At 46.5% G+C, this 23,849-nt stretch carries 22 protein-coding genes; 15 read left to right on the top strand and 7 right to left on the bottom strand.

From position 1 onward, the window contains the following. Nucleotides 1-34: 34 nt before the first annotated feature. Together KCO92_RS04665 and selD are read left to right on the top strand one after the other, a co-directional pair. Nucleotides 35-829 (top strand): NAD(+)/NADH kinase, encoded by a 795-nt coding sequence (locus tag KCO92_RS04665; RefSeq protein WP_104696313.1) that lies wholly within the window; start codon nt 35-37, stop codon nt 827-829. Nucleotides 830-1,102: 273 nt separating this feature from the next. Next, nucleotides 1,103-2,062: a selenide, water dikinase SelD gene (selD, locus tag KCO92_RS04660; RefSeq protein WP_104696314.1), complete on the top strand. Its 960-nt coding sequence runs from the start codon at nt 1,103-1,105 to the stop codon at nt 2,060-2,062. Here selD and KCO92_RS04655 read toward each other — a convergent pair. From KCO92_RS04655 to dnaG, 4 genes are all read right to left on the bottom strand, one after another. Then, on the bottom strand, nt 2,059-2,421 hold the full coding sequence (locus KCO92_RS04655; protein WP_104696315.1) for a serine protease: 363 nt from the start codon (nt 2,419-2,421) through the stop codon (nt 2,059-2,061). The genes selD and KCO92_RS04655 overlap by 4 nt on opposite strands. A 113-nt stretch (nt 2,422-2,534) precedes the next feature. Then, entirely contained in the window at nt 2,535-3,380 is an 846-nt protein-coding gene (locus KCO92_RS04650; RefSeq protein WP_104696316.1) for a DUF5718 family protein, read from the bottom strand. A 33-nt stretch (nt 3,381-3,413) separates the two neighbouring features. Continuing rightward, nucleotides 3,414-4,472, bottom strand: a complete 1,059-nt coding sequence (locus KCO92_RS04645; protein ID WP_104696317.1) for a 7-cyano-7-deazaguanine synthase — start codon at nt 4,470-4,472, stop codon at nt 3,414-3,416. Next, entirely contained in the window at nt 4,450-6,123 is a 1,674-nt protein-coding gene (gene dnaG, locus KCO92_RS04640) for a DNA primase (protein ID WP_104696318.1), read from the bottom strand. Before dnaG ends, KCO92_RS04645 begins: the two co-directional genes overlap by 23 nt. A gap of 200 nt (nt 6,124-6,323) precedes the next feature. On the opposite strand from dnaG, the gene groES reads away from it, so the two are divergent. Beyond that, nucleotides 6,324-6,668 (top strand): co-chaperone GroES, encoded by a 345-nt coding sequence (gene groES, locus KCO92_RS04635; protein ID WP_104696319.1) that lies wholly within the window; start codon nt 6,324-6,326, stop codon nt 6,666-6,668. Between the two features lie 59 nt (nt 6,669-6,727). After that, on the top strand, nt 6,728-8,374 hold the full coding sequence (groL, locus tag KCO92_RS04630; protein ID WP_104696320.1) for a chaperonin GroEL: 1,647 nt from the start codon (nt 6,728-6,730) through the stop codon (nt 8,372-8,374). Nucleotides 8,375-8,382: 8 nt separating this feature from the next. Here groL and KCO92_RS04625 read toward each other — a convergent pair whose 3' ends face one another. Then, entirely contained in the window at nt 8,383-8,964 is a 582-nt protein-coding gene (locus KCO92_RS04625; protein ID WP_104696321.1) for a ribonuclease HII, read from the bottom strand. Between the two features lie 231 nt (nt 8,965-9,195). On the opposite strand from KCO92_RS04625, the gene rocF reads away from it, so the two are divergent. Next, nucleotides 9,196-10,158, top strand: a complete 963-nt coding sequence (gene rocF / locus KCO92_RS04620; protein ID WP_104696322.1) for an arginase — start codon at nt 9,196-9,198, stop codon at nt 10,156-10,158. 13 nt (nt 10,159-10,171) lie between these two features. Next, the gene (locus KCO92_RS04615) at nt 10,172-11,317 is read left to right on the top strand and encodes an NAD-binding protein (protein WP_199766212.1); all 1,146 of its coding nucleotides are present in this window, start codon (nt 10,172-10,174) and stop codon (nt 11,315-11,317) included. Here the strand turns inward: KCO92_RS04615 and KCO92_RS04610 are convergent. Then, complete coding sequence (locus KCO92_RS04610; RefSeq protein ID WP_104696324.1) at nt 11,314-12,141, bottom strand: outer membrane protein; 828 nt, start codon at nt 12,139-12,141, stop codon at nt 11,314-11,316. The two genes, KCO92_RS04615 and KCO92_RS04610, sit on opposite strands and share 4 nt — an antisense overlap. 136 nt (nt 12,142-12,277) lie before the next feature. On the opposite strand from KCO92_RS04610, the gene KCO92_RS04605 reads away from it, so the two are divergent. The 9 genes from KCO92_RS04605 to KCO92_RS04565 all read left to right on the top strand — a co-directional run bounded on the left by KCO92_RS04605 (nt 12,278) and on the right by KCO92_RS04565 (nt 22,332). Beyond that, complete coding sequence (locus KCO92_RS04605; protein WP_104696325.1) at nt 12,278-13,030, top strand: hypothetical protein; 753 nt, start codon at nt 12,278-12,280, stop codon at nt 13,028-13,030. Between the two features lie 61 nt (nt 13,031-13,091). Then, complete coding sequence (locus KCO92_RS04600) at nt 13,092-14,669, top strand: coiled-coil domain-containing protein (protein WP_104696326.1); 1,578 nt, start codon at nt 13,092-13,094, stop codon at nt 14,667-14,669. A 115-nt stretch (nt 14,670-14,784) separates the two neighbouring features. After that, nucleotides 14,785-17,334 carry a hypothetical protein gene (locus KCO92_RS04595; RefSeq protein WP_158653606.1) on the top strand — a complete coding sequence of 850 codons (2,550 nt, stop codon included), beginning with the start codon at nt 14,785-14,787 and terminating at the stop codon, nt 17,332-17,334. 9 nt (nt 17,335-17,343) lie between these two features. Continuing rightward, nucleotides 17,344-17,934, top strand: a complete 591-nt coding sequence (locus tag KCO92_RS04590; protein ID WP_104696328.1) for a hypothetical protein — start codon at nt 17,344-17,346, stop codon at nt 17,932-17,934. A gap of 42 nt (nt 17,935-17,976) precedes the next feature. After that, entirely contained in the window at nt 17,977-18,246 is a 270-nt protein-coding gene (locus tag KCO92_RS04585) for a hypothetical protein (protein ID WP_013468658.1), read from the top strand. A gap of 1 nt (nt 18,247) precedes the next feature. Continuing rightward, nucleotides 18,248-19,258, top strand: coding sequence for an HNH endonuclease (locus KCO92_RS04580; RefSeq protein ID WP_104696329.1), 1,011 nt, complete (start codon nt 18,248-18,250; stop codon nt 19,256-19,258). Then, the gene (locus KCO92_RS04575; protein ID WP_104696330.1) at nt 19,210-19,632 is read left to right on the top strand and encodes an SMI1/KNR4 family protein; all 423 of its coding nucleotides are present in this window, start codon (nt 19,210-19,212) and stop codon (nt 19,630-19,632) included. The genes KCO92_RS04580 and KCO92_RS04575 overlap by 49 nt, the downstream gene beginning before the upstream one ends. A gap of 9 nt (nt 19,633-19,641) precedes the next feature. Further along, nucleotides 19,642-19,875 carry a hypothetical protein gene (locus tag KCO92_RS04570; protein ID WP_104684120.1) on the top strand — a complete coding sequence of 78 codons (234 nt, stop codon included), beginning with the start codon at nt 19,642-19,644 and terminating at the stop codon, nt 19,873-19,875. 9 nt (nt 19,876-19,884) lie between these two features. Next, complete coding sequence (locus KCO92_RS04565) at nt 19,885-22,332, top strand: FtsK/SpoIIIE domain-containing protein (protein ID WP_104696331.1); 2,448 nt, start codon at nt 19,885-19,887, stop codon at nt 22,330-22,332. A gap of 300 nt (nt 22,333-22,632) precedes the next feature. On the opposite strand, the gene KCO92_RS04560 is transcribed toward KCO92_RS04565, so the two are convergent. Continuing rightward, entirely contained in the window at nt 22,633-23,751 is a 1,119-nt protein-coding gene (locus tag KCO92_RS04560; protein WP_104696332.1) for a DUF2130 domain-containing protein, read from the bottom strand. Between the last annotated feature and the right edge of the window lie 98 nt (nt 23,752-23,849).

Raw genomic sequence — 23,849 nt, 5'->3', positions numbered from 1 at the left:
TAGGATTTCAAAAATGCTAGCGAAGTTTCCCTAAATGACTCTTCCCAATTCCCCCATTGAACATGTCCATGTCCTCCTCAAGCCCTTGATCCCTCCCGAATCCTTGCATGCTTTAGAGCAGGCCTTACAAGAGGCGGGCATGAACTATGATTTCTCGCCTCAGCCTGGTGGAGTTTTGCTCTGTTTGGGGGGTGATGGCACCCTTTTGGGGGCTCTGCGCAGTGGATCGGCGTGTTTTGGGGTGCATGTGGGAAATTTAGGTTTTTTGACAGCAACCAACTTGAGTGGCGTGGCGGATTTCTTGCACGCTCTCAAAAATGGGTATTACCGCGTTGAAAAGCATTTGATGTTAGAGGCGTGGCTGGACGATCAGGAACACACTCGCTTTGTGTGTGCTAATGATATCGTGGTTACCAAAAAAGATGTGTATGGAATTTTAGAGCTCCAACTCTTTGTGGAAGGGGTGTTGGCTAATGTCTACCAAGTTGATGGGCTGATTGTGGCCACTCCTCTAGGCTCGAGCGCGTACAATATCAGTGTGGGGGGCAGTGTGGTGCACCCTCTATGCCAAAATATCTTGATCACCCCCATCGCTCCCCACTCTCTCACCCAACGCCCCCTTATCTTGGGCTCGCATGTCCAGCTCAGTATTAGGACGCATAAATCTTGCATGATTGTGCTTGATGGGCAGAGCCACCACCTCATGCGCCCCGATCAAGAACTTTGCCTACAACAAGCTATCCAGCAGGCCACTTTACTCCAGCCCTTAGAACGGGATTATTTTCAGGTCCTGCGTGAAAAATTCTCCTGGGGTGGGGGCTATGTTTGACTTCCCGCGCGCTAAATCTACTTTAGCTATGAGGATATAAGATTGCATGTGGCGAATTTATGCTATAAGCACAGAGGTCACAATGTGCGGAGTTGGAGCGGCAACTCTTGGAGCAGAAGCTATAAGACCTCTTTGTAAGGCAGGTTTTGATAATACCACTACTCCCATGGGGAGCAATCCTCTAGCTTCTAGCTATGGGTGTGGAGATTTTTAAGGAAGAATTTGGCAGAGGCGTTAACCCAATTTGTACGCTGTGCGGGTTGAGCGGCCAAGGTGGGTCTGGAAGACCTCAAACAAATCACGGCCAAGCTCAAACAACCCCGCTTAGAAGGTGTGGTGTTAGATTTTAGCGATGGGGATGACTGTGGAGCGGTGCAGGTGGGGGGGTCTTTGCTTGTGCAAAGTGTAGATGTGATCCCTCCAGTGGTTGATGACCCCTATTTGTATGGGCAGATTGCCACAGCCAATGCGTTGAGCGATGTCTTTGCTAAAGGTGCGCGCGCAATCAGCGCGCTGAGTATTTTGGCTTGGGATCAAGAGCATGTTAGTAAAGAGAGCGTGCGCGCGATCATGCAGGGCTCATTGGATAAACTAAGCGAGTGCGCTTGTGCACTCTTAGGCGGACATAGTTTAAGCGATGTGGAACAAAAATATGGTCTAAGTGTCACAGGAATTGTGGAAAAGCACTTGTGGCGTAACGATGGGGCGCAAGTAGGCGATGTGCTTATCCTAACAAAACCCCTAGGCAGTGGGATTATCACCACCGCCTTAAAAAGAAAGCGCTTAGCGCATGCACCCCAAGCGATCGCCAGCATGGCGGCCTTGAATTTCAAGGCCATGCGCTGCCTACAAAATTTTAATGTGCATGCTTGTACAGATGTAACTGGTTTTGGACTCATCGGGCATTTGTATGAAATGCTCAACCCTACCATCTCCATAGAAATAGATACGAGTGCAATCCCTCTTTTAGAGGGAGCGCTGGAACTTGCTCAAGAAGGAGTGTATCCAGGGGGTAGTGTGGCTAACAAACAAGCTTTGCAATCTGGCGTGTGTAGCCAAACAAGGCTCCCCGATATTCTCTTTTATGACGCGCAAACCTCTGGGGGGTTAATAGTAGCATTAGAGGCTAAAAAGGTACAGAAGTGCCTGCATACTCTACACGACCTAGGCATCGAGGCGTGCGCGGTCGGGACATGTATACCCAAACACGCTTTTGGAGTCAGACTTTATTAATCCCAATCAGAGGGGGATTTGCCCTCTTTGATTTTTTGAATTTTTACCTCATAGCGTCTGATAGAGGTCAAAGTGTTATTGTAAGTGCGTCGGAACTTTTCAAAGGATTCTCTGATTTGGTGCATAGCGATTTTGTGTCGCTTGGAAAACTCCCGCAGATGCAAGTAAATATCATTAAGGGGCTTGTAGGCATGCATGCGATCGACAAAGAATTGGTGACGGGTAGCAATGTCCCTGCAACCATAGAGGTTGCGTTTGCTCTCGCGTAGGTAGGTGGCGTAGATGTGCTCCTGTTTCCAATATTCTTGCTTGAGTTTATTGAACTCCTGATGGGGATCAAGAATCTTCTTTGTCTTCATGTTTTCCCTCTATTAATAAAATTTCGTCTTATTTTTAATAAAAAATGATTTAAAAAACTCTTAATAGAATGTTCAAAGAGTATTAAAGATGTGATAAAAAAATAATCTTGGGGCTAGAAACTCCCCTCTACAACAACCTCTTGCTGGATATAGGACACCGCCTTGAGGCGAGTTTTACCAAGCTGTTGGGTAGACACCACCTCAAAAATCTTTTCAAAGCTATAGCGACGGTGGTTGTAGGCAATGATGGTAACTATATCCCCCTGTCGCAAGAAGTGTTCTTGAGCAAAGGGCATGTAGGGGGTTGCCCCGATGGTGATGATGCACTTAGGAGTTAAGTGCTGGGATCGTAAGATCTCCTGCAAATCCTCTAAACTCCCTGTATCCCTTTGGGTGTTGCACATCTCCACAATCCAGCCTAAAAGCTTGTCGTAGAAATACTCGTACTTGACGAGTTTAGAGTTTTCTCCATAAACATGAGTTTGGCCCTCTCTGGTGAGAAACGAGGCGATCGAGTAATCATTGCACACGCCCCCATAGACGAAACGATCGATGAGCAATTTCTCCCCCATTCCCTTAGAACCTTTGGAAAAGTTTTTCTTTTCAGAGAGTCTCTCTGCTTTAAGATTACGGATAGAAGTATCGTTAAAGGCCATAAAATGGCTGGGTACCACACTTCTCACGCGCCCCTTATCATCATAGAAAATCTCACACTCTAGGGCAATTTCTGGTTCAGCCTGAACATGCAAGTCCACCATATCGGGGGGCAGGATAATATAACGATTATCGATGCAATAACGCCCCAAATACCCATCGTCATGAGGAAGATAAAAGGGAAACAACCCCTTAGGCGCGTCTTTCTCAATGTGCTTCATATTGATGAAGCTATGGATTTCACCTGCTTGTTCCAAATGTCTAGCAAAATTACCCACAACCCCTAATCCGATAAACTTTTCCATCTCTAGCTCCTCATCGCGCCATTATACCCATTCTCAACCCAAGAAAAGATATTTTTGTGCCTCTTCTCTATGCATAGGGTTCAAATGCAAAAGTGCATCGCCCACCTGCACGCGATATAGTGTGTCTGCCTGACTTTTTCCATATCCCAGCACAATGCGCGCACACAGATTTTTCTCTTGTGCGCTCGCGCTTTTCTCTACCAGTCCTAAGGGACCTTTGCAATCAAGTAGTTCGATGCGATCCATTAATGGATGATTAATATCCAATTTGGCATTCTCCAGCTCATTGCGCGCCACCACGCAACGCGCCTCCCCCACCACCATGTAACGCCCAACTTTCACAATCAAATTATCTTGCACCACCATCTGTTGTTGGGTATTTTGGCGGTGGGCTTGGAGGTCTTTAAGCTTTTGACTCACACTTAAATCCGTGAGCAAACAGCCTCCGCTGGGGTTTTCATAATACCCTAATCCAAGCTCTTTGATCTTGGCGAGTTGGCGCACGCGACTACGCCCCTGCACATCCCAAAGTTTAGTGCGATCCACCCAACCTTGCTTTTCTATAAAACTAGGTTCTAAAAGTTGGGCACTCATGGGTCTTAGCAAGAGTTGATCTAAGAATTGAGGTTTATTGGGGTTGTCGCCCCCGCGATCCAAAATCCCATCAAAGCACTCTTCAGCTCCAAAACTCCGCACGAGTTGTTGGACCTGCCCTAGAGCTTCTTTGCGCTGACTCTTGGGGCGCTGGCCCAACACCTCCCCACTGATTACAAAATCCGCTTGCAGTTCTAGGAGTTTGTAAAAGGCCTGTCTGAACATATTGGCATGGCAATCAATACAAGGGTTAAAGTACTTGCCATAGCCGTATTTGGGCTTAAAGAGCACTTCATCAAAGAACTGCTCTTGAATATCGCATAAAAGCAATTGCGCACCCACCTGCGCACTGGCTTTCTCCAGGTATTCTCTCTTGTCTTTATTGCCCCCAAAGCCAATATTGAAGTGCAGGGCAATCACTTCAATTCCTTGGGAAGCCACCAAGTGCATGGACAGCAAGCTGTCCAACCCCCCACTAAATAAGGCTAAGGCTTTCATAATACTCTCCTTTTCTCTGGGCTAATTGTACTATTTTATGGTGTAAATCGGTGAACATCTCCAGACGCTGTTCGAAGTCCAGGTTTTTATATAGAGTGTTGATTTGTTGCTGGTGTTCCTGATAACGCCTCTTTAGAAATGCGATAAACTCTTCTCTAAAACCATTTTCATGCACGGGTAAACTGGTGTCTAAACGGATTTCAATCAATCTAGGATCATTGTATTGACCCGCGAGTAGAGCGCTTAATTCACTCGCTAGTGTCTTGAAAAGCGTGATCTCCAAAAAGGGACGAGCTCGTTCGAGCAAAGACAGATCGTTTAAGAGATAGTGAAGCAGTATGGATTCCATCTTATCATGCTGTGGCTTAGATGGTGGGGCTTTGAGACTGGGCGTAAAGGCTTTTTTGTGGTGCTTTAAGCGCACAAGCACAGGAGGAATGTCCAAGAGATGCGCCACCATTTCTTGGTAATGTTCCTGGGTTAAAAAGGGTAAGGTGTGCAAAAAGACCAATACTTCCTGCAAAGCTTGTTGTTTTGCTATGGGATCGTGGACATTGACTCTAGCACACATAGCCCGCACAACATGTTCGACAAAGGGCATGGGCTTGTTCAAAAGTGCACTAATCGCCCTAATCTGTCCCTGGGCGATCAGATCGGCTGGGTCTAAGCCATTTTCAAACAACACTACCCCTCCCAATCTGTTGGCTTGCGCGAGCATTTTTGCGCCCTTGAAGGCTGCTGCCCTGCCTGCTTCATCTCCATCATAACCCACTACCACATCTGGATTAAAACGCTCCATGAGAGGTAGGTGTTGCTCAGTTAGGGCCGTGCCCAGAGTAGCCACTGCGCTTTTAAACCCCGCTTGATGGAGTAAGATCACATCTAAGTAGCCCTCTGTCAAAATGAGTTTTTTGTTTTTGGCAATGTGTTGGCGCCCTTGAAAATAACCATATAGCAATTTGGATTTGTTAAACAACGCGCTCTGGGGAGAGTTAATGTATTTAGCCATGTTGGCTTGAGGCTGCAAAATCCGCCCCCCGAAACCTACAATTTTCCCATTAGGGTTATGGATGGGGAAGATCAGGCGGTTGTGAAAACGCGCGTAAATTCTCCCGCTTTCATCCTGCCCCAAGACTCCTAAGTCTAGGAGGGCTTGTTTATCCAATCTTTGACGTTGGACATGCTCTAGTACGCGCGATCCCACACAAAAACCTAAACGAAACTCCTGCACACTCGTGGCGTGTACACCACGAGTGGATAAATAATCTTGCGCCTCTTTATTGTGCTCTAACAAGCTTTGATAACAACGCGTCACTTCTTCTAAAAGGTCTAATTCTTGAGGATGTTGGGGTGGAGTAGTAGTGTATTCTAGGGAAATAGAAAACATGTTGGCGAGTTTTTGCACCGCTTCCACAAAATCTAATTGTTCGTACTCCATCATAAAAGTGATCGCATTACCATACTTGCCACACCCAAAGCACTTGAAGTTATTGCGTATGGGGTTAATGGTAAAACTGGGTGTCTTTTCGTTATGAAAAGGGCAGATAGCCATATAAAGATTACCCGCTCTTTTAAGCTCTAGGTAGTTCTGTGCCACCGCCACAATATCGGCAACCTGCTTGAGTTGTTCTAGGGATTCTTGAGCGATCATGTTCGCATAGTAACCAAGATAGACTTATTTGTCAAAAAGATTATTGATAGTATAATCAATAATTAACTTTAGTCTTTAACTATAAAGTTTTTTTAGTAAAATATTTTAAACTTGCATTAAGTCTTGACTTGCTCCAGATTTTTTGCTAGTATTGTGGCACTTAATTTTTTTAAGTGCTAATTTTTGCATAAGGAGACGCGATGTTTAAACCATTAGGCGAAAGAGTGCTAGTTGAAAGACTAGAGGAAGAAAAAAAGACGGCTTCTGGGATTATTATTCCCGACAACGCCAAAGAAAAGCCTCAAATGGGCGTGGTAAAAGCTGTTAGTCATAAAATCAGCGAAGGCTGTAAATGCCTCAAAGAGGGCGACGTGGTAGCCTTTGGAAAATACAAAGGCACAGAAATCGTGCTAGACGGAAAAGAATTTATGGTTTTAGAACTCGAAGATGTACTAGGCGTGGTGGATTCTTGCTGCCACGGGCATGGGCATGAACACCACAAAGGCGATCATAAGCACGAAGGCAATTGCTGCCACAGCCACTAAATTAACTCTGGCGCGTTTTTTCGCGCCCTCCCATTCATATAACAAGAAAAGGACAGACAATGGCAACTAAAGAAATCAAGTTTTCCGATAGCGCGCGCAATAAACTTTTTGAGGGTGTAAAACAGCTCAACGATGCCGTGAAGGTAACCATGGGACCTCGCGGGCGCAATGTACTCATTCAAAAAAGCTACGGCGCACCTAGCATTACTAAGGACGGCGTGAGTGTAGCTAAAGAAATCGAGCTAGCCTGCCCTGTAGCCAACATGGGCGCACAGCTGGTTAAAGAAGTCGCCAGCAAAACCGCTGATGCGGCTGGGGATGGCACCACCACTGCCACCGTTCTAGCTTACAGCATTTTCAAAGAGGGCTTGCGCAACATCACTGCTGGAGCTAATCCCATTGAGGTCAAACGCGGCATGGACAAAGCCAGCGAAGCCATCATTGCTGAATTGAAAAAATCTAGCAAAAAAGTGGGTGGCAAAGAGGAAATTACCCAAGTGGCTACTATCTCGGCTAATTCTGATGAAAAAATCGGAAAACTCATTGCCGATGCGATGGAAAAAGTGGGCAAAGATGGCGTGATCACCGTTGAGGAAGCTAAGGGAATTGAGGATGAACTCGATGTTGTAGAGGGCATGCAATTTGATCGTGGCTACCTCTCTCCTTACTTTGTTACCAACGCAGAAAAAATGACCACTCAGCTAGAAAACGCTTATATTCTGCTCACTGATAAGAAAATCTCTAGCATGAAGGACATTTTACCCTTACTCGAACGCACGATGAAAGAAGGCAAACCCCTATTGATCATCGCTGAGGACATCGAAGGCGAAGCCCTCACAACCTTAGTAGTAAACAAACTGAGGGGTGTGCTCAATGTGGCTGCAGTTAAAGCTCCCGGCTTTGGCGATCGCCGCAAAGAGATGCTTAAAGACATTGCGATTTTGACCGGCGGGCAAGTGATCTCTGAAGAACTAGGCAAAACCCTAGAAAATGCGGATGTGAGCGATCTAGGCGTGGCTGCGCGCATCGTGATTGACAAAGACAACACCACGATTGTAGATGGTAAAGGGCAAGTCAACGCGGTTAAAGATCGCATCGCCCAAATCAAAACCCAAATCGAATCCACCACCAGCGACTATGACAAAGAAAAACTCCAAGAACGCTTGGCTAAACTTAGCGGTGGTGTGGCTGTGATCAAGGTGGGTGCGGCTTCTGAAGTGGAAATGAAAGAGAAAAAAGATCGCGTAGATGACGCTTTGTCTGCCACAAAAGCCGCTGTAGAAGAAGGCATTGTGATTGGTGGGGGCGCGGCTTTGATTCGTGCTGCCCAGAAAGTGCATTTAGAATTGCACGAAGATGAAAAAGTGGGTTATGAAATTATCAAACGCGCCATTAAAGCCCCTCTAGCCCAGATTGCGGCCAATGCAGGTTATGATCGCGGTGTGGTAGTCAATGAAGTAGAAAAACACAAAGAAGCGCACTTTGGCTTTAACGCGAGCAATGGCGAGTATGTAGACATGTTTAAAGCGGGTATTATCGATCCCCTTAAAGTGGCTCGCATTGCTTTACAAAACGCGGTGTCTGTCTCTAGCCTGCTCTTGACTACTGAAGCCACCGTGCACGAAGTGAAAGAAGATAAACCAGCTCCTGCAATGCCCGATATGGGTGGCATGGGCGGTATGGGTGGCATGGGCGGTATGATGTAGCCTAGCCTTTAAACCCTATTGGAGGGGGAAATGCCTTTAAAACTCTTGCGGTGTTCCCCAATAAGTCCGTATTTGGCGATGGCTAGTGCATGCGCGCGCGTGCCATAGCCACAATGTCTAGCAAAACCATAATCAGGGTAAAGTTCATCTAAGGCTAGCATTTCTTGATCTTTATGTGCCTTAGCTAAGATGGAGGCCATCGCAATCTGAGGGATTTTATCATCTCCTTGGATGATAGCCTCAAAACTCTCCAAATGCGCAAATTCCAGTTTAAAAAGAGTGTTCCCATCCAGACGCACATGTTTGATGGCGGGCAACTTCACGATAATCTCTGTAATCGCCTCCTGCATACACACACTCAAGCCCTTGCTATCAATCTCTAACGCGCTTTTAGCTACCACTACGCTTCGAATGCGCCTATCTTGGCTAATATGCGTGGCAAATTCAAAGCGTTTCTCCCTGCTAAGTTGCTTGCTCTCTTTGAGTCCTAAGCGTATAAATTCATTTGCAACAGCCTGATCACAGCTCACTCCCGCTACAAACAATGATCCACACCAGCACCCCCGCCCCGCTTCATCAATGCCTAACATGCTGTCTCCTAGGGTGAAATTGGTTGCAATGAGGGCGTTGTAGCACAGAAACTTGAATCTCCATAACCAAAGCTGGAAGCTGTGGTTGGAGCGCACCCACCCATGCCACCTATGGTAGCTGTGGGTTTTGCCTTCTTCTCTTAGAAGTCAAGGTTTTGATGCACTGGTTAGGAGAATTTTGATATTTTGTATCTGAGCTTATCAGCTACATTTCATCAGGTGAGGTATGCCATGATTTTAGTGAGTTTAGCGGCAGAATTAGGGGCTTCCAAACACGGAAGCAACCAAGGTGTACAAGATCTGAGGCAGGCTTTAATAGAACGCTACCCCGAGATCACCGAGCACATGGTGCTCATTCGTCAAAAACAATGTGTGTTGGAGACCTTTTTTAGATACGCTAAAAATTTTGAAGACTATTACATCTTTTGTAAGGACAATTTGATTCCCAAAATGCATGCTGTGTTCAAGAGTGGTAACTTCCCTCTAATTTTGAGCTCAGAACATTCCAATGTCTTTGGGATTTTGCAGGCCCTGCGTGGGGTATATCCTAGGAAAAAAATTGGGGTGTTGTATCTGGACGCGCATGCAGACATCCACACCGCTTACGATAGCGAAACGGGGCACTTGCATGGCATGCCCTTGGGAATGCTTCTCAATAGAGTGCATTCAGGACCCAATCCTCTCAATGCCCAAGAAGAGCGCTATTGGGAACAGCTCTGCACTTTGGGCATAGATAAGGAAACTCTGGCCTTTGACCCCCAGCATCTGGTATATTTTGGTGTACGCAGCACAGAAAAAAGCGAAGATGACATGATTGCGTCCTATAATATCCCCCTATTCAAAATAGAGGATATCCAAACGGACATGGAGGCCTGTGTGAATCAAGCACAGAGTGCCTTAGATGGGGTGGATTTGGTGTATTTGAGTTTAGATGTAGACATCATGGATGGCAAGCTTTTCAAGTCGACAGGCGTGCGAGAAAACAATGGCTTACATCCCGAAGAGTTAAAAGCGTTGCTGGAGCTTTTACTGAAACGCTTTGCCTCTAAACTTGTCGCTTTAGAAGTTACGGAATACAATCCAGAAGTGGGCACACAGGCAGATGAACCCGTGGTGCTAGAGCTTTTGGATAGTGCGATCGAGCATCTGTGCAAAAGCGCTAAAGTGCGCTCTAAAGTTTGTCATTACTCTTGAAGGAGCGCGTATGTTGAAAGTGGGTTTAGTCAAGGAGAGCATGGATTTAGAGGCGCGTGTGGCATTGGTGCCTGAAGATGTCGCTTTGCTCGTCAAAAGCGTGCCTATGGAGCTATGCGTGGAAGAAAACGCAGGGGTGTTGAGCGGATATAGCAATGAGGCGTATGTCAGCGCAGGGGCGCGCATCGTTTCCAAGGAAGAGGCCTGGGGGCAGAATGTAGTGGTCAAGTGCAAAGAACCCTTGGAACACGAATACCCTCTACTCAAGGAGGGCAGCACTTTGTTTAGTTACCTAGATTTAGCTTATAACGCTTCTCTAGCGCACATGCTGGTGAATCGCAAAATTCTCTGCATTTGCACGGAGACCATTGCTGGACCCAAAAATAATTACCCCATGCTAGCTCCCATGAGTGTGGTGGCAGGTAACTTAGCGGCACACTTGATCCAGCACTACCTCTTAGGGCTGGAGCATTTGCCTGGAGAGATGGGCAAGGGGGTGTTATTGGGTGCGCTCGTGGGAGAGGCGAGGGCTAAAGTGGTTATCGTGGGGGGAGGGGTTGTAGGCTTGGAAGCGGCAAAGACTCTGAGTTTGATGGGGGCGCGTGTGGTGTTACTCGAGCTCAATTATGCCAAACTCCAAGATCACCCCTACACGCATCTATACCAGTTGGAAGTGCTGAGTGTGAACGAAGAACACATTCTTTACGCCCTAGAGGGGGCTTTAGGTCTGGTGGGGGCGGTTTTACAAACCGCTACAGCCACTCCCAAAGTGATTTTAAAACACCATTTAGCGCGCATGCAAGAGGGGGGCGTGGTGGTAGATGTGGCATGCGATCTGGGGGGTTGTATTGAAACGATCCACCAAACCAGCCACTCACACCCCGTTTACAAAGAAGAGGGTTTGTGGCACTACGGAGTGCCCAATATCCCCGGAGTGGTGGCGCGCACCAGCTCGTGCGCTTACAGCCATGCCAGCGTGCCCTACCTGCTCTATTTCTTACAGCATGGCTTAAAAGGCTTTTTACAAGCCAACACCCCCGTTGTAGCCAACACTTTAGGGGGCTTGAGTTCCTATGAAGGCTATCTTACCCAAGAGGGCATCGCCCAAGCCTTCAAGTTGCCTTACAAATCTGCTCAAGCAGTGCTAGCTAATCTCTAAAAGTTGTAGACATAATTGACAAAAACAGCAACCACGCGGCGGAACGAGAAATCTAGTTTCGCGCCGTTGCTGTAATTGACCTTGAAAAAGGGGTCGTTGATCACGGGAATGCGCACGCCTAGCTCCAGTCCATTGTGCTGGCTGAGATTGGCACGCAACCCAAAATTAAAGAGGAATTGCACATAGTTAGCTGAAAAACTGGCCTTGTTGCTACTTTGGTTATTGATCGCGTTTGCCGAACTGGAATAAGTTTTATTCATACTCAGACAGATCGTCTCACCGGTGCCAGCACTCTTCGTGGATTTGCCCAAACACTGTCCATCAGCATGCCCATTGCCCAAACCCCAAGTGCTCCCCCCCAGCATCACGCCCCCAAAGACTCCCACCATGTGTTCCTTGTTCTCGTAGAAGTTCAAGAGCACATCGATACCCGCACCATAGAATAAATTAGAAAGCGAACCCTTGGCATTGGCAACCGCGCCCCCGTAATAATTCCCCCCCTGCCCGCTGAACACGCCATAATAACGCAATCCGAAATGCTTCTTCTTCCCAAAGAACTGCTTATAGCCCAACTGCACATCCACCCCATAGAGATTGCCAGACACGGGGTTTTTTATCTTATCTACCGAGCCAATCAGCGAGGACATCCCATCATAGACACCATATTGCTTGGAAGTAGGCACATTATCATCAACATAGCTACCCGCCATCCTAGAATACTGAAACCCCACACTGGTATACGCTCCGTTGCGCTCTGCGTTTAAGGACGCAAGGCTTAAGAATGTACAAGCAACTACCCAAATCTTACGGCCTTTAACCGACATCAAAACTCCTTTATCTCTACGAACAATCCGCCGTTATAATATAAGGTTCTATATTAAAGAAAAATAAAAATGTTGTCAAGAGAAGAAATTTGCGATATTAGGTTATACTAGGCGCATTTGCGTGTGAGGAGCGACCTTGTCTTGGGCATACTGGCGTATCGGATTGTTGGGTATATGCCACTTGGGCTGTATGGGTTTGTTCCCTTTTTTTGCCCTCTCTTCACTCTCTCAAGATAACCAAGATCAGCTAAATAACTCCTCCGATCAAGCCCCCACTTACTACACGCGCTTACAACCCCCCGACTTTGACACTAACACAACTCCTCCTGAACCAACAGCCCAAGATTTGGCAAGCCAAGGCCTCTCTTCTCAAGACATCCAGGGCACACCTTTAGCTAATGGTGTAGAAATCCAGCGTAGCGATCTGCTCGCAGAAATGCAAGACTCTCAAGAAACCCAAGCCCCGCTCCCCCCTCCAACCCAGCAATCTTTCCATGCCCTCTTGAATAATTGTGCTAGGAACGATCTTTTTAACCAATTAGGGGCAGGGCTGGCGATCAAATCCAGCGAACAAGCCCAATGCACGCGCATGCAAACCAAGTACTTTGCTACACTTGACAACCACTACAGCACCCTACAACATGCCTATACAATATTGTTGCAAGACATTGTCGCTGCTTGCCACACCCGCGCTAGCAAACAGGCCGTATTGCAGAGCGCATTTTTCAAGCGTTTAAAACCCATGCTTAAGGGGCACAAACAACGCCTATTGCTCAAACAACTCACACAGGCCAAGCCCTTGAGCCGTGAAAAACTCCACGCCCTCCTCCAAGAACCCAATCTGGGCGAACGCTTTTACCGCTGCCAGTATTTTATCCACATGCCTTAGGTGATTTTTGGTAAAGATGTGCTAGAGTCGGGCTTTTTGGTTATAAATTAAGGAGGTGTCCATGAAATCCGTCAAGATTAGCTTAGATTTGAAAACTTTTGCAGTTGAAGCGAGTCCCTGCGATTTTGATGTGGGGGATATGGAACTACGTCTTTCCCTACAACGCTCTGGTGATCTCATCACTGCTTGCGTTTCAAAATGCGGGGGGGGGGGGGTAGACTCGTCTAAAGTCTCTACAGATCGCCCTAGAAATCAAGCCCAACTTCAAAAAATAGTCGACAACCGTAATCAAACACTTTATGAGGGCGCACAGCCCCTACCCGCTTCTACCCACAATTCTCCAGATGTTCTCCAACTCTTAGAGGAGCTAAAACAAGCCCTAGAAGAGGCGGACATTCTAGTAGAGGGAGATTCCATGGCTAAAAAGAAACACAAAGGTTGTAAAGATTGCGAGGCATTAGAAAACAAAATAGGGAAATGTATCCAAGCTTTACAACAAAGGATAGAAGGATTAAAAGCAGAAGTGGCAGACTTAAGAGCAACAAGCCCTGCCATACAAATTGAAACTGAACGATTGGAGAATGAAGACTTAACAGAGAAAAATAGGGAATTGCAAGAGCGAGTGGCCACACTACAACAACAAGTGGGGGTAGATAGGCAAGAGCTGGTAAAGGAATTAGAGGAGTTAAGGGCCTTCAAAGCAGAAGTTGAGGGCGAAAATGGCTTAAGGGAAAAGTATAACAATCTCAAAGCAGAAGTTGAGGGAGAGGGTGGACTAAAGGCCCAGCGGGATAAATTCAAAACCCAGCGGGACGAATTCGAAGCCGAGCTAAAGGGCAAGGAAGGGCAGGAAGGGCTAAGGGCAAAATATGACAAACTCACCGCAGAAGTCGAGGGAGAGGAGGGCTTAAACAAACAGCTTCAAGAAACCCGAAAGACTAATACAACCCTAGAGGGAGAGCTTAAAAAGGTCCAAGATGAAAAAATCGAGTTGGGTCGATGCCTAGAAGCAACCCAAAAGGCCAAAGATAAAAGCGAGAAAGACCTAGAAAAGGCCAACAAAGATAAAAAGGACTTAGTTGACAAGTTAAGCCAAGCGGACAAAAATTATGAACAATTAGAGGCCAAGCAAAACAAGTTGCAACAAGACTATACAAAGCTGGAGCACAAACTCAAAGACACCGCCCAAGAACTCAAAGACACCAAGCCCTACAAGGCAGAGGCGGAGGGTTACCGCAAGCTAAACCTCGTGCATCTCTTGCAGCTGGCTAAAGAGAGCGATCGGCTCTTAGAAAGGCTAGAACTTGCTAAGGATGCCAATTTAGACGACCTTTTTTGCTCCCAATTGGGACAAGATCGCTTATTTGTGTTGCAATGCATCGCCGAGGACATCCAGCACTTTAAGGGGGACCTGCCCAAAATCCAGCCCCTGATTGCCTTTTTTAACGCCCTCTTTGTCTTATTAGAGTCCTCGGCCAAGATCAGCCGCCTAGAAGTGCGCGTAGGAGATAACTATAACTCCAGAGAGCACGCCACCCCGGATGCTAGACAGCCCGTGCGGGGCAAGGTTAGCAAGGTGCATTTTGCCGGCTACAAACAGGGTTCTAATGTTTTTAAAAGTCTAGTTGAGGTGAGCTAGTTTTATGTCTGGACATAAAAGACATTGGATTAGCCCCTCTATGAGGCGTATTTTAGACCGCTTAAATTTTGCAAAACAATTAGTAAGAAACTCTATTTTTGGAAAGGACAAACCCATGGATCCTATCAATCTCAAACAAGACAACCCTAGAACCCCATTAACAAGCATCACTCTTCCTATCAACCACCCCTTAGCCATTAAGTTAAAAGAATTCTGCCCCGAAGATAAAAAATTTTTAAGCGACTATGCTAACTTAAAAGAATGGGCTAAAGACAAGCGTAAAGAATTGCATAGCAAGGGCCCTACTGATGAACGCGACCGGCACCTATTGGAATTAATCGATGTGATTATAGCCACCAACCCCAAAGACCCACCCGTCGAGTGGCCAGATATTCTTGCTGAGTTGCAGAACCTGCAAGATGGCCAACTTTACACCACCACCACCCAATTAAAACGCGCCAAAAAGATTTTAAACAACCCTAATGGCACAAGGCGTTTGAGCTTTGAGGGCTTTAAGAGGTTTAAAGAATGGCTTTTAGAAGTGGACGCGATAGCGATCAATTTGCCCCCCTATGAGCCCACTCTCTTGGAAGACCCCAATGCCGGACACTGGGACATCGCCCCTAAGCGATCCTTAGAGGGGGTGGAGACCATTACCTTTGAATTGCCCAGAAACCAAGAGGGTAGGGCCTACACCCTCATCCCCCGCCACCCCATCAACCAAAAAGACAACGCTAGCAACACCCTAGAGGTGGCTATCGACTTTGGCACCAAGAACACCACAACCGCCATCTTAGACCGCAATAGCCGTAAAATCTTGCTTGTCATTGGGACCTTAGACACTAAAAAGGCCCCTGAAACAACAGATTTTGAAAACCCCACTTTCATGGAGTTTTACGATTATCAAAAATTCTTGAGAGATTACAACGCCCTAGAGCAACGCCCCTTTACAGATATTAATGATTTGAGCATTTCGCACATGGCTTCTGATCACTTTAAAGAAGCTACGGGTAATGATTATTACCGCTTTTTCTGTAAACTCAAGCAATGGGCGGGTAGTACGGGTAATGAAATCCAAGTGCAAGACAATGAGGGGCAGCCTTGGCCCTTGGGGGACTTGAACGACTATGGGGAGGGCAGGCCCGATCCCATTGAGATTTACGCCTATCTCTTGGGCCGCTACATCAATAACATGTTTGATAATTCTGGCGGGGTGTATTTGAACTACACTTTGTCCTACCCCGTGAAATACGAAAAAGAGCGGGTGAAGCGCATCAGGTTAAGCTTTGAGAGGGGGATTAAAAAGTCTCTGCCCAATGGAATCTTTGACCCCCACATCAGCGGTAGAAAAGAGGGAGAAAAGCCCAAATTTAAAAAACTGAGTGTGGTGAGTCGCATCAGCGAGCCAGTCGCTTACGCTATTAGCGCCTTGCAGGCCTTTGGCTTCACATTTAAAAATCTCAACTCCCCCGTGAATTTTGCCGTCTTTGACTTTGGGGGCGGAACCACGGACTATGACTTTGGGGTGTGGAGAAAAGGCAAAGATGAGGAGGACAATAGAGACTACACTCTGTATCACTTTGGTGCGGGGGGCAATGAGTATTTGGGCGGAGAGAATCTCTTAGAACTCTTGGCCTTAGAGGTCTTTCAAGACAATATGGAGGAGGTGCGGCAAAAAGACTTGGTAATTGCCACCCCCCATTATGACTCCGCACAGATGCGCGTGTATGCCATGCGAGAATTTATCAACGAAAAACGCGAGGGGCGGCGCAATTTGCAAACCATTGCCGAGAGCTTACGCGATTTTGTGCACGGCCTAGATGATGAGCAAATCAACGCTCAAGAATTGGGGCAGGAGACCTACAAGTTCACCTCCCTAGCGACCTCTAAGGGCGACATCTTAAAAGTGGAGTTTAGCGTCAATAAGGATAAATTGCTGGGCATTTTAAAGACCCAAATTGGCGGGGCAATCAAACAATTCTTTCATGATTTGCGCGCGGCTAGCACACGCATGTATGAGGCTGACCATGTGCATATTTTCTTGGGCGGGAATGCGTGCCGCTCCCCTTTAGTCAAGATGCTCTTTGATCAAGAGGGGACACGATGTAAGGCTGACACGCAAAAACCCCTAGATTTTACTATCTATCCCCCACTAGGCACACCCGAAGCCGATGCGATCATCAAAGAGCGTACGGGCAAAGACCCCGAATGGGATATGCAGCGACGCGTAACTTGTAAAACTGGGACCGTCTTTGGGCTGCTAGAAGCGCGCAAGGACGGGGGCAGTGTGTTTGTCCACCCCGAAGATGATGTCCAAGCCCAAGACCAAGCTCCCTGTTTTAAATTCCATTTGGGGATCAAAAGAGGGGATTGCTTTGCTTGTGTCTTGGCTAAAGAAGACATCCAAGAGGGCGTGTGGATGCCCTTCATCACCAATTTCAAGGGCTCTAAAGTGGACATTTACTTCACAGAAAAAGCGCAGGCGACTGCAGGCGACCTTGAGATCGAATATTCTGTAAAAGAGACGGTGGTTTTGGATGATGTCTATGAAGAGTCGGCTTACCAAATCCAAATCCGGCGGGATAGCCTAGATAGTATCATTGTGGGCGTGTTTGAGGGTGGAGATTCTACGGGGGATGAACACTCCGTGCATTTGAAACTCTAGGGGGGTAGGATGTATACCTATGTTTTTGTGATCTACCAACAAAAAGTGGGGGTGTTTAAACACACCAAACAAGGCGGTTTGCTCTTTGTGTGCATGCAAGAGGATAGAGAAGATTTTTTTGAAAATTTTAATGAAATATACAACATCGACTCGCATAAAGCCCGGGATTTTTGCTTTGTGTGGGAGGAGGGTTGTAATTCTGCTCTCTTGCAATCCCCTTATTCCAAATCCCTATCAGAAAGAAGTCTATGGGGGCCTGATCTACTCTGTGAGTTGCTCCACCTGCTCTACACCCAGCATGGCATTCGGGGTTGCTTGCTAGATAGTAGAGGGCATTTATTGGGCGAGGCAACAGGAAGCGTGAGGCTTTACACCAACGCTAACTTAAGCCCCCAACAAGAAACCTACAACCCCCATGACCCTATTGTGTTCCACGAGCACCAATCAGAATGGCAAAAAGAGCAGTTGCAGATTTTACAAGAGCAGAGGAAGGCAAGAGGGATTGCCCCTAAAGTCCCCTCAAGTCCTAAGGCTACAACCTGCAAATTACCCAAACAGGGCGGGGATCAAGCTCCCAACATGGACGAACACAACCACTAATTTTAAGGGCGGTGGGGTGGGAAATTTTATTAAGGAGTAAACATGGCACAAGCATTTATGGACCCAGATGAAACTGAGGACTTCACCAACCATCTCCAGCAGTTTATGGACGATCTCAACGAAATGGTGCGCAGTTTGAATGGACACTTCCGCGCTTTAGGGGATACCTGGGACGATGCTAAGTATTGGGAATTTGAGGAAGTGCTTAAAGAGTTGGAGAGCTTTTTAAAGCATTTTGATGAGCAGGCTGAGGAGCAAGTGCGCTGGCTCAGACGCAAGATTGAAGAGACGCGTACTTATTTAGGAGTCTAGTATGCCTGTCAATGTGGACACGGAGCAGGTGCGCGCGCTCTTAGAGCGTTTTGAGGATTTTCAGGAGCATTTATACCAAGAAACCCGCGCCTTTTTGCAGGAGCTAGAAACCTTTTATGGGGAAACTAAAGAGGAGCTAGCCCAGACCAAGAAGGCTTTGCAAGAGGCAAAGGAGGGGCTAGCTAGGGCTAGGGCGTGGGAGGTTGCTTGTGAAATCGCATTAGCCATCGCCATCGCCACAGAGTGGGAGGTGTGGGCGGCTACAATCGCTCTTAATATTGCCGTTGAAAAGCGCGAAAAATGGGAGCAAAAGGTCGCCCTGCTAGAGGAGGCGATTGAAATTTACACAGAGGAGCTTAGGCGTATCCAAACGATTTTAATCGAAGAGTTTTGTCAACAAAGTCGGACTTTGCACTTGGCCTATGGGCAAGAACACCATGAACTTTGCATGCGCGCGCTCAAAGCCTCTGCTATCATCGAGCAGGAGTATATGATCCCCCCTTGGATTCAAAAACTCTATGACAAATTACAAGGCCTAGAATCCCAGCTAGACCCTCTGATCAAGCAAACACAAATTCAAGCCATTCACGATCAATACCGCGCTTTCTTAGAGGAGCGCAAAGAGGGTTTTATAGTGTCTGAGGATGAAACCTTTAAAACTCCCTTTAACGATCTCAATTTGCCCGTTTTTCCGGCACTTTTTAGCACCCAATTAGATTTAAAGACCTTAGATAATGAAAAACCCATGCTCTGCTTTTATGCGCTCAAAGCCCTGCAAAAAGCCTTAGCTACAAGCACAGCCCTGCAAGACATATTAAGCGATGAGGACAAGGATCAGATCAATAAGGGCATCACGCCTAAGGGCTATCTCTGGCATTTTGATCCCAACCCCCCGCTAGGCACGATGCAATTAGTGCGCGAAGAAGTGCTTTTATCTGTCCCGCACACGAAAGGATACCCATTATGGAAAGAAATACTCCCCCAACTCAAAACCCAAATTGGGGATTTGTAATCCCCCTAGAAGAAAACGCCCTGCAGAGCGCACAAAAGATATGCGGCCTAGAGTTTAGTCCTGCCTTTATAGCGTTTTTACAGCGGGCTAATAACGCCATCCCTGCTAAACGCAACTTCACACTAGGCCAAGAGAGCTACACCTTTAAAAATGTGCTCAACTTCAACACAGAGGGCAAATGCACCTTTGCTTTTTTCATGCACCAGCTCAAAGCGCATTTAGACGCACCAGAAATCTTTTTTGGCAGTGATGGCTATGGCGGGCTGTTTATCTTAAATACTAGCACTGATCAAGTGCTGTTTTTAGACACGGATACGGGGGTTAAAAAACCCTTGATTGCCTTTGATCTTTTCCTTAAAAAATTAGAATCTTAGGAGCTTTGTATGCATTATGAAGGCAGTGCTTCGCATATAAGACATTTGCAAGCTTTGTTCTTAGAGGCAATGAATGACGACCTAGGGCATAAACTCAGCACAGAAGTGATTGAGGAAATGCACCATTTGGCCAATCAGTTTGAAAATCTTGAACTGGAGATGATTGGCAATAAAGAGAGTATCACGAGGCGTTTAGAAGAAGCGCGTGATTTAGTCCAACAAGCCCACAACATACAACCCTAAAGGAAGACCATGTTAGCTGCCCTACAAGATTTAGACCAAGCCCTGCACAAAGTGCGTTTTGCACACAGCCCGCTTTTTACTCTTAAAGAGAGTCAAGAGAGATTGCTTAAAATTAGAGATAATATTAGAGAGAGTCAGCCCCAACTAGGCGGGCAATTACACCTTAATGAAAGTCAAAGCTACCCTGAGTTTCTAGCTTTAGGCGTGTTGGAAGTGGGCGAAAACACCCCACAAGGCTTAGAAGAAAGCTTTGAAAAATTCTTTGTCCCTAAAACCTATTCCTTCCCTCCGCCCGCCCTCTATGGCAATAGCCCAAACACGCCTAGATTTTTACGCGAAGCTTTTTTGCGTCTAGTTTCTACCATCCCCCTCACTCATTTACAAGTGGTCTTAGTGGATGCTTTGCAATTAGGTGGAGTCTTTGCACTCGCACGGCGGCTTTTAAAAAAAGATCATGATTTCATCTATGGACAAAAAATTTTAACCGAGAGCGATGAGATCAAGCAAGCCCTAAAAGACCTTTATGAATACCTGAAAACGAATTTACAAGAGAAATTAGCAGGCTATAAGGATTTTATGGACTACAACCGCCATAACACCGATCGCCTAGAGGTGCGCGCTCTGTTTTTAAGTGGGGTGGACGCTTTAGATGCAGAAAGTCGGGGCTACTTACAACGCTTAGTGCGTTTTGGCGCGGCTAATGGGGTGCTGTGTTTTGTCTATAGCTTGAGCGAAAAACAAGAGCGTAGCAAAGAAGAGGCATTTTTAGATCGCTTCTTAGAACAATACGCTGAGAGGTTTGAGAGCACTCCTGCCTTTGAGCGTTTGAGTTTAAAAGCCCTACACGATTCTACGGGCACAAACTCCGCGCATTTAAACGCCTTTGCTAAAGAGGTAGCTGACTACTATGATGGGCGCAATCAGATCAAGCGCGAGGTAAGCGAACTGCAACAAGAGGGGGAATTTTGGAGCAAAGAGAGCACTTATATTGTGCGTGCGCCCATTGGGTGGGATAAAAACCATCGAGAGGTCCTATTTGAGATCGGAGGCGATCAAACCCAGCACCATACCCTAGTGTGCGGGCGCAGTGGGAGCGGGAAATCCAATTTTTTAAATGTGCTCATTCAGAATTTAGCTTACTACTATTCCCCCGATGAATTGCGTTTATTCCTGCTAGACTACAAAGAGGGCGTGGAGTTTAACGCTTATGCTAACCCCACCCTAGAGCACGCTCAGTTGGTGAGTGTGCAGGCTTGCGTGGCCTATGGAATCACTTTTTTAGAGTGGCTTAATAAAGAGTTGACGCGCCGTGCGCAGTTGTTTAAAGATTGCGGGGTAAAGGATTTTAAAGGCTATAGACAAACCCATACTTTGCCTAGATTTGTGGTGATTATTGATGAGTTTCAGGTCTTGTTCATGGATGGCAAAAAGTTAGAGGAGATTAAAAATTTGGTGGTTAATTTGCTTAAAAAAGGGCGCAGTTATGGGGTGCACATGGTTTTTTCCACCCAAACTATGGTGGGAGGCCAAATTCCTAAGGAAATACTGGGCCAAATTGGTAACCGCATGGCCTTAGCCGTAAACGAAACAAACGATAGTCTTTCTGTTTTGGGCAATGATGCGGCCACGCGTCTTGAGCCCAAGATAGGCATTTATAGCTCTGTAGGCGAGCAAAAAGACGACTCGTTAATGACTTACACAAGTATCCCCTATGCCGCTAATGAAAAGCTCCCTAATTTCATTGCAAAAACCATAGAAGAAGCTAGGGAACGGGGCACAAAACCCCTAGAGGATCGCAAGCTCTATAATGGCGAAGAACCCGTTTATATGCCCCAAGCGCTTCATTTGCAAGACATGAGCTTACAGCTGGGCGTAGGCGTGGATTATGAGGGCAGAGAATTTATTTTACCCTTTGAAGAGGGCGATCACTTGCTCTTAGTGGGCACGGACGAGGCTAAGATGACATGGCTGAAGATTTTGGGCAAAAATTTGCAAGCTTTGGGTAAAAAACTTTACTATTACAACGCCAGTAAAGCCCTAGCCAAAATCCAAGATCAACTTCAAACTTACGGCATACAAGCTACCCACACCAGCGCCCAAATCTTTGAGGAAAATTTAGAGCCGGGGAGCTTTATTTTAATTGATTCGCTGGATGACGCACAGGATTTACACGATAGGAAGAGCGTAGGGCAAGCACAATGGAAGGTCTCTTTAACCAACGCCAAAGACTACGGCCATCACTATATCGTCATGCTCACTAACATGAAAAGAGTTGCCAGTATTCCTGATATAAAGGACATGTTGGAGCTCTTTAAATACCGCATTGTTTTTAAAAGCAATCAAGAAAATCTCGAGAAAGCAACCAGCCTAGACATCAGAGAGAAATTAGATCGAACCAACGCCCGCTTTTTTGACAAATTTAGCGATGCACACACGGACTTTAGACCCTATGCGTGAAATGTTCAAATACTAAGGATATTGGGGTTTCCTAGGCTGGTGTTGTTGGCGGGGAAAGCTTTGTCCTTACTCTGTGTTACCATAATGGTAGAAGGCTTGCAGAGCTTGTGCTCCAAAACATTCCCTGAATGTGGCGTGTTTAGAGGTCTCACACATCAATTTGCTAAGGCATAACCTTACACATTTCCTGTGCTAGGTGCATGTATGATTTCACCACAAATTAGCGATATTCATCCAACCTGCTAAAACAAACGCACCATGTTTACAGAGCGGGATTTCTGCCAAGAATGATTAAACTAACTACTCTATTCCCAACTCCAGAGCTTCAATAGGCGCAATCGCATTGCCCGCAATTCCCTCAATGGAGCCGCGTGTGCGCGCTGTGATAGCGGCAATCTTTTGGATTTGTTTATGCCGTTTAGCCCAGAGCTTTTCCATCGCTTGCTTTTCTTTCTCCAAATCTGTTTGCATTTCTCGAAAGGTCAAGAGGGCATTTTCCACCTCTTTGGCAAATTCTGGACCTACTAGGTAATTATAGAGCTCGTGGATCTTATCTCCTCTGTGCTCTTGACTCTTCTGTGCCCATGCGCGATCGATAATCATCTGGCGCAAAATCCCACAAAGTCCCTTAAATTCCTGAAAAGTGCAGATATAGACTCCCTGATACAGCCCCATGCGCTCCATCGATTTAGGTAGGACTTGGGTTACCAACACCCCAATATGCGCCTTAGCCTCGCGCATGTCCTGTTTAAATTTCTCGATCCACTCCTCATTGAAGCTTTGGGTGCGCTTGCTTTCATAGCAAATCACGCCACAATCTTGTAACTTGTAGTCATGCACAATTTGCACGCAATCTCCCCCCTTGCGCCCTTTTTTGATTTCTTCAATACAATCTAAAGGAAAATTCTGGTGCAAGTACTCTTCAATAGCGATTTCTTGGACTTCGCCTTGGAGCTGTTGGGAAGTGAGTTGGGCTTTTCGCTGCATCTCTTGGGCCGCTTTTTCCAAGCGTGCCACTTGTATGTCTTTTTCTCTGAGTTTCAGCTCATATGTGGCTTGCAAGCTTTTCTCCATCTCCTCTTTTTGCACTTGCAATTGCGTAGCATTTTGTGCCAGTAGGCGCGCTTGCTCTTCTTGCATTTGGGTTTGCATTTGACTGCGTTCTTGATCTAGGGCCTGTTGTATCCTCTGCTTGATCTGCTCCTCTAGGGCTTGTCTTTGGCGTGCGATCTCCTGCTTTTGGCCCTCAACATCTTTAAAGGCCTGTTGCCACTCCTGGCGTTTTTGCTGGAGTTCCCGTTCAAAGCTTGCTTTTTCCTGCGCCATTTGTCGCTGGGCATCTTGTTTGGCCTGTTTGGACAAAAGCGCGCCTATTTTGATGGTGCAAGCACAATGCGGGCATGTAATGGTATCATCCATGTTTATCCTTTCTAATGTTTTAACACACTCCCCTAGCTTAGTTGCTTGGCTTAGTGGCTTGCAAGATTACCAGAGACTTGCATGCTAAGCATGTCTTA

It is taken from the genome of Helicobacter salomonis, assembly GCF_017979425.1.
GTDB lineage: Bacteria > Campylobacterota > Campylobacteria > Campylobacterales > Helicobacteraceae > Helicobacter > Helicobacter salomonis.
Note: the sequence above shows the minus strand (reverse complement) of the source record. Positions and strands in the feature narration are given on the sequence as shown.

Excerpts from the sequence above, each read along its gene's own strand:
- KCO92_RS04665 (WP_104696313.1), top strand. The coding sequence starts at position 35 with ATGACTCTTCCCAATTCCCCCATTGAACATGTCCATGTCCTCCTCAAG.
- KCO92_RS04655 (WP_104696315.1), bottom strand. The coding sequence starts at position 2,421 with ATGAAGACAAAGAAGATTCTTGATCCCCATCAGGAGTTCAATAAACTC.
- KCO92_RS04650 (WP_104696316.1), bottom strand. The coding sequence starts at position 3,380 with ATGGAAAAGTTTATCGGATTAGGGGTTGTGGGTAATTTTGCTAGACAT.
- KCO92_RS04645 (WP_104696317.1), bottom strand. The coding sequence starts at position 4,472 with ATGAAAGCCTTAGCCTTATTTAGTGGGGGGTTGGACAGCTTGCTGTCC.
- dnaG (WP_104696318.1), bottom strand. The coding sequence starts at position 6,123 with ATGATCGCTCAAGAATCCCTAGAACAACTCAAGCAGGTTGCCGATATT.
- groES (WP_104696319.1), top strand. The coding sequence starts at position 6,324 with ATGTTTAAACCATTAGGCGAAAGAGTGCTAGTTGAAAGACTAGAGGAA.
- groL (WP_104696320.1), top strand. The coding sequence starts at position 6,728 with ATGGCAACTAAAGAAATCAAGTTTTCCGATAGCGCGCGCAATAAACTT.
- KCO92_RS04625 (WP_104696321.1), bottom strand. The coding sequence starts at position 8,964 with ATGTTAGGCATTGATGAAGCGGGGCGGGGGTGCTGGTGTGGATCATTG.
- rocF (WP_104696322.1), top strand. The coding sequence starts at position 9,196 with ATGATTTTAGTGAGTTTAGCGGCAGAATTAGGGGCTTCCAAACACGGA.
- KCO92_RS04610 (WP_104696324.1), bottom strand. The coding sequence starts at position 12,141 with ATGTCGGTTAAAGGCCGTAAGATTTGGGTAGTTGCTTGTACATTCTTA.
- KCO92_RS04600 (WP_104696326.1), top strand. The coding sequence starts at position 13,092 with ATGAAATCCGTCAAGATTAGCTTAGATTTGAAAACTTTTGCAGTTGAA.
- KCO92_RS04595 (WP_158653606.1), top strand. The coding sequence starts at position 14,785 with ATGGATCCTATCAATCTCAAACAAGACAACCCTAGAACCCCATTAACA.
- KCO92_RS04590 (WP_104696328.1), top strand. The coding sequence starts at position 17,344 with ATGTATACCTATGTTTTTGTGATCTACCAACAAAAAGTGGGGGTGTTT.
- KCO92_RS04585 (WP_013468658.1), top strand. The coding sequence starts at position 17,977 with ATGGCACAAGCATTTATGGACCCAGATGAAACTGAGGACTTCACCAAC.
- KCO92_RS04580 (WP_104696329.1), top strand. The coding sequence starts at position 18,248 with ATGCCTGTCAATGTGGACACGGAGCAGGTGCGCGCGCTCTTAGAGCGT.
- KCO92_RS04575 (WP_104696330.1), top strand. The coding sequence starts at position 19,210 with ATGGAAAGAAATACTCCCCCAACTCAAAACCCAAATTGGGGATTTGTA.
- KCO92_RS04570 (WP_104684120.1), top strand. The coding sequence starts at position 19,642 with ATGCATTATGAAGGCAGTGCTTCGCATATAAGACATTTGCAAGCTTTG.
- KCO92_RS04565 (WP_104696331.1), top strand. The coding sequence starts at position 19,885 with ATGTTAGCTGCCCTACAAGATTTAGACCAAGCCCTGCACAAAGTGCGT.
- KCO92_RS04560 (WP_104696332.1), bottom strand. The coding sequence starts at position 23,751 with ATGGATGATACCATTACATGCCCGCATTGTGCTTGCACCATCAAAATA.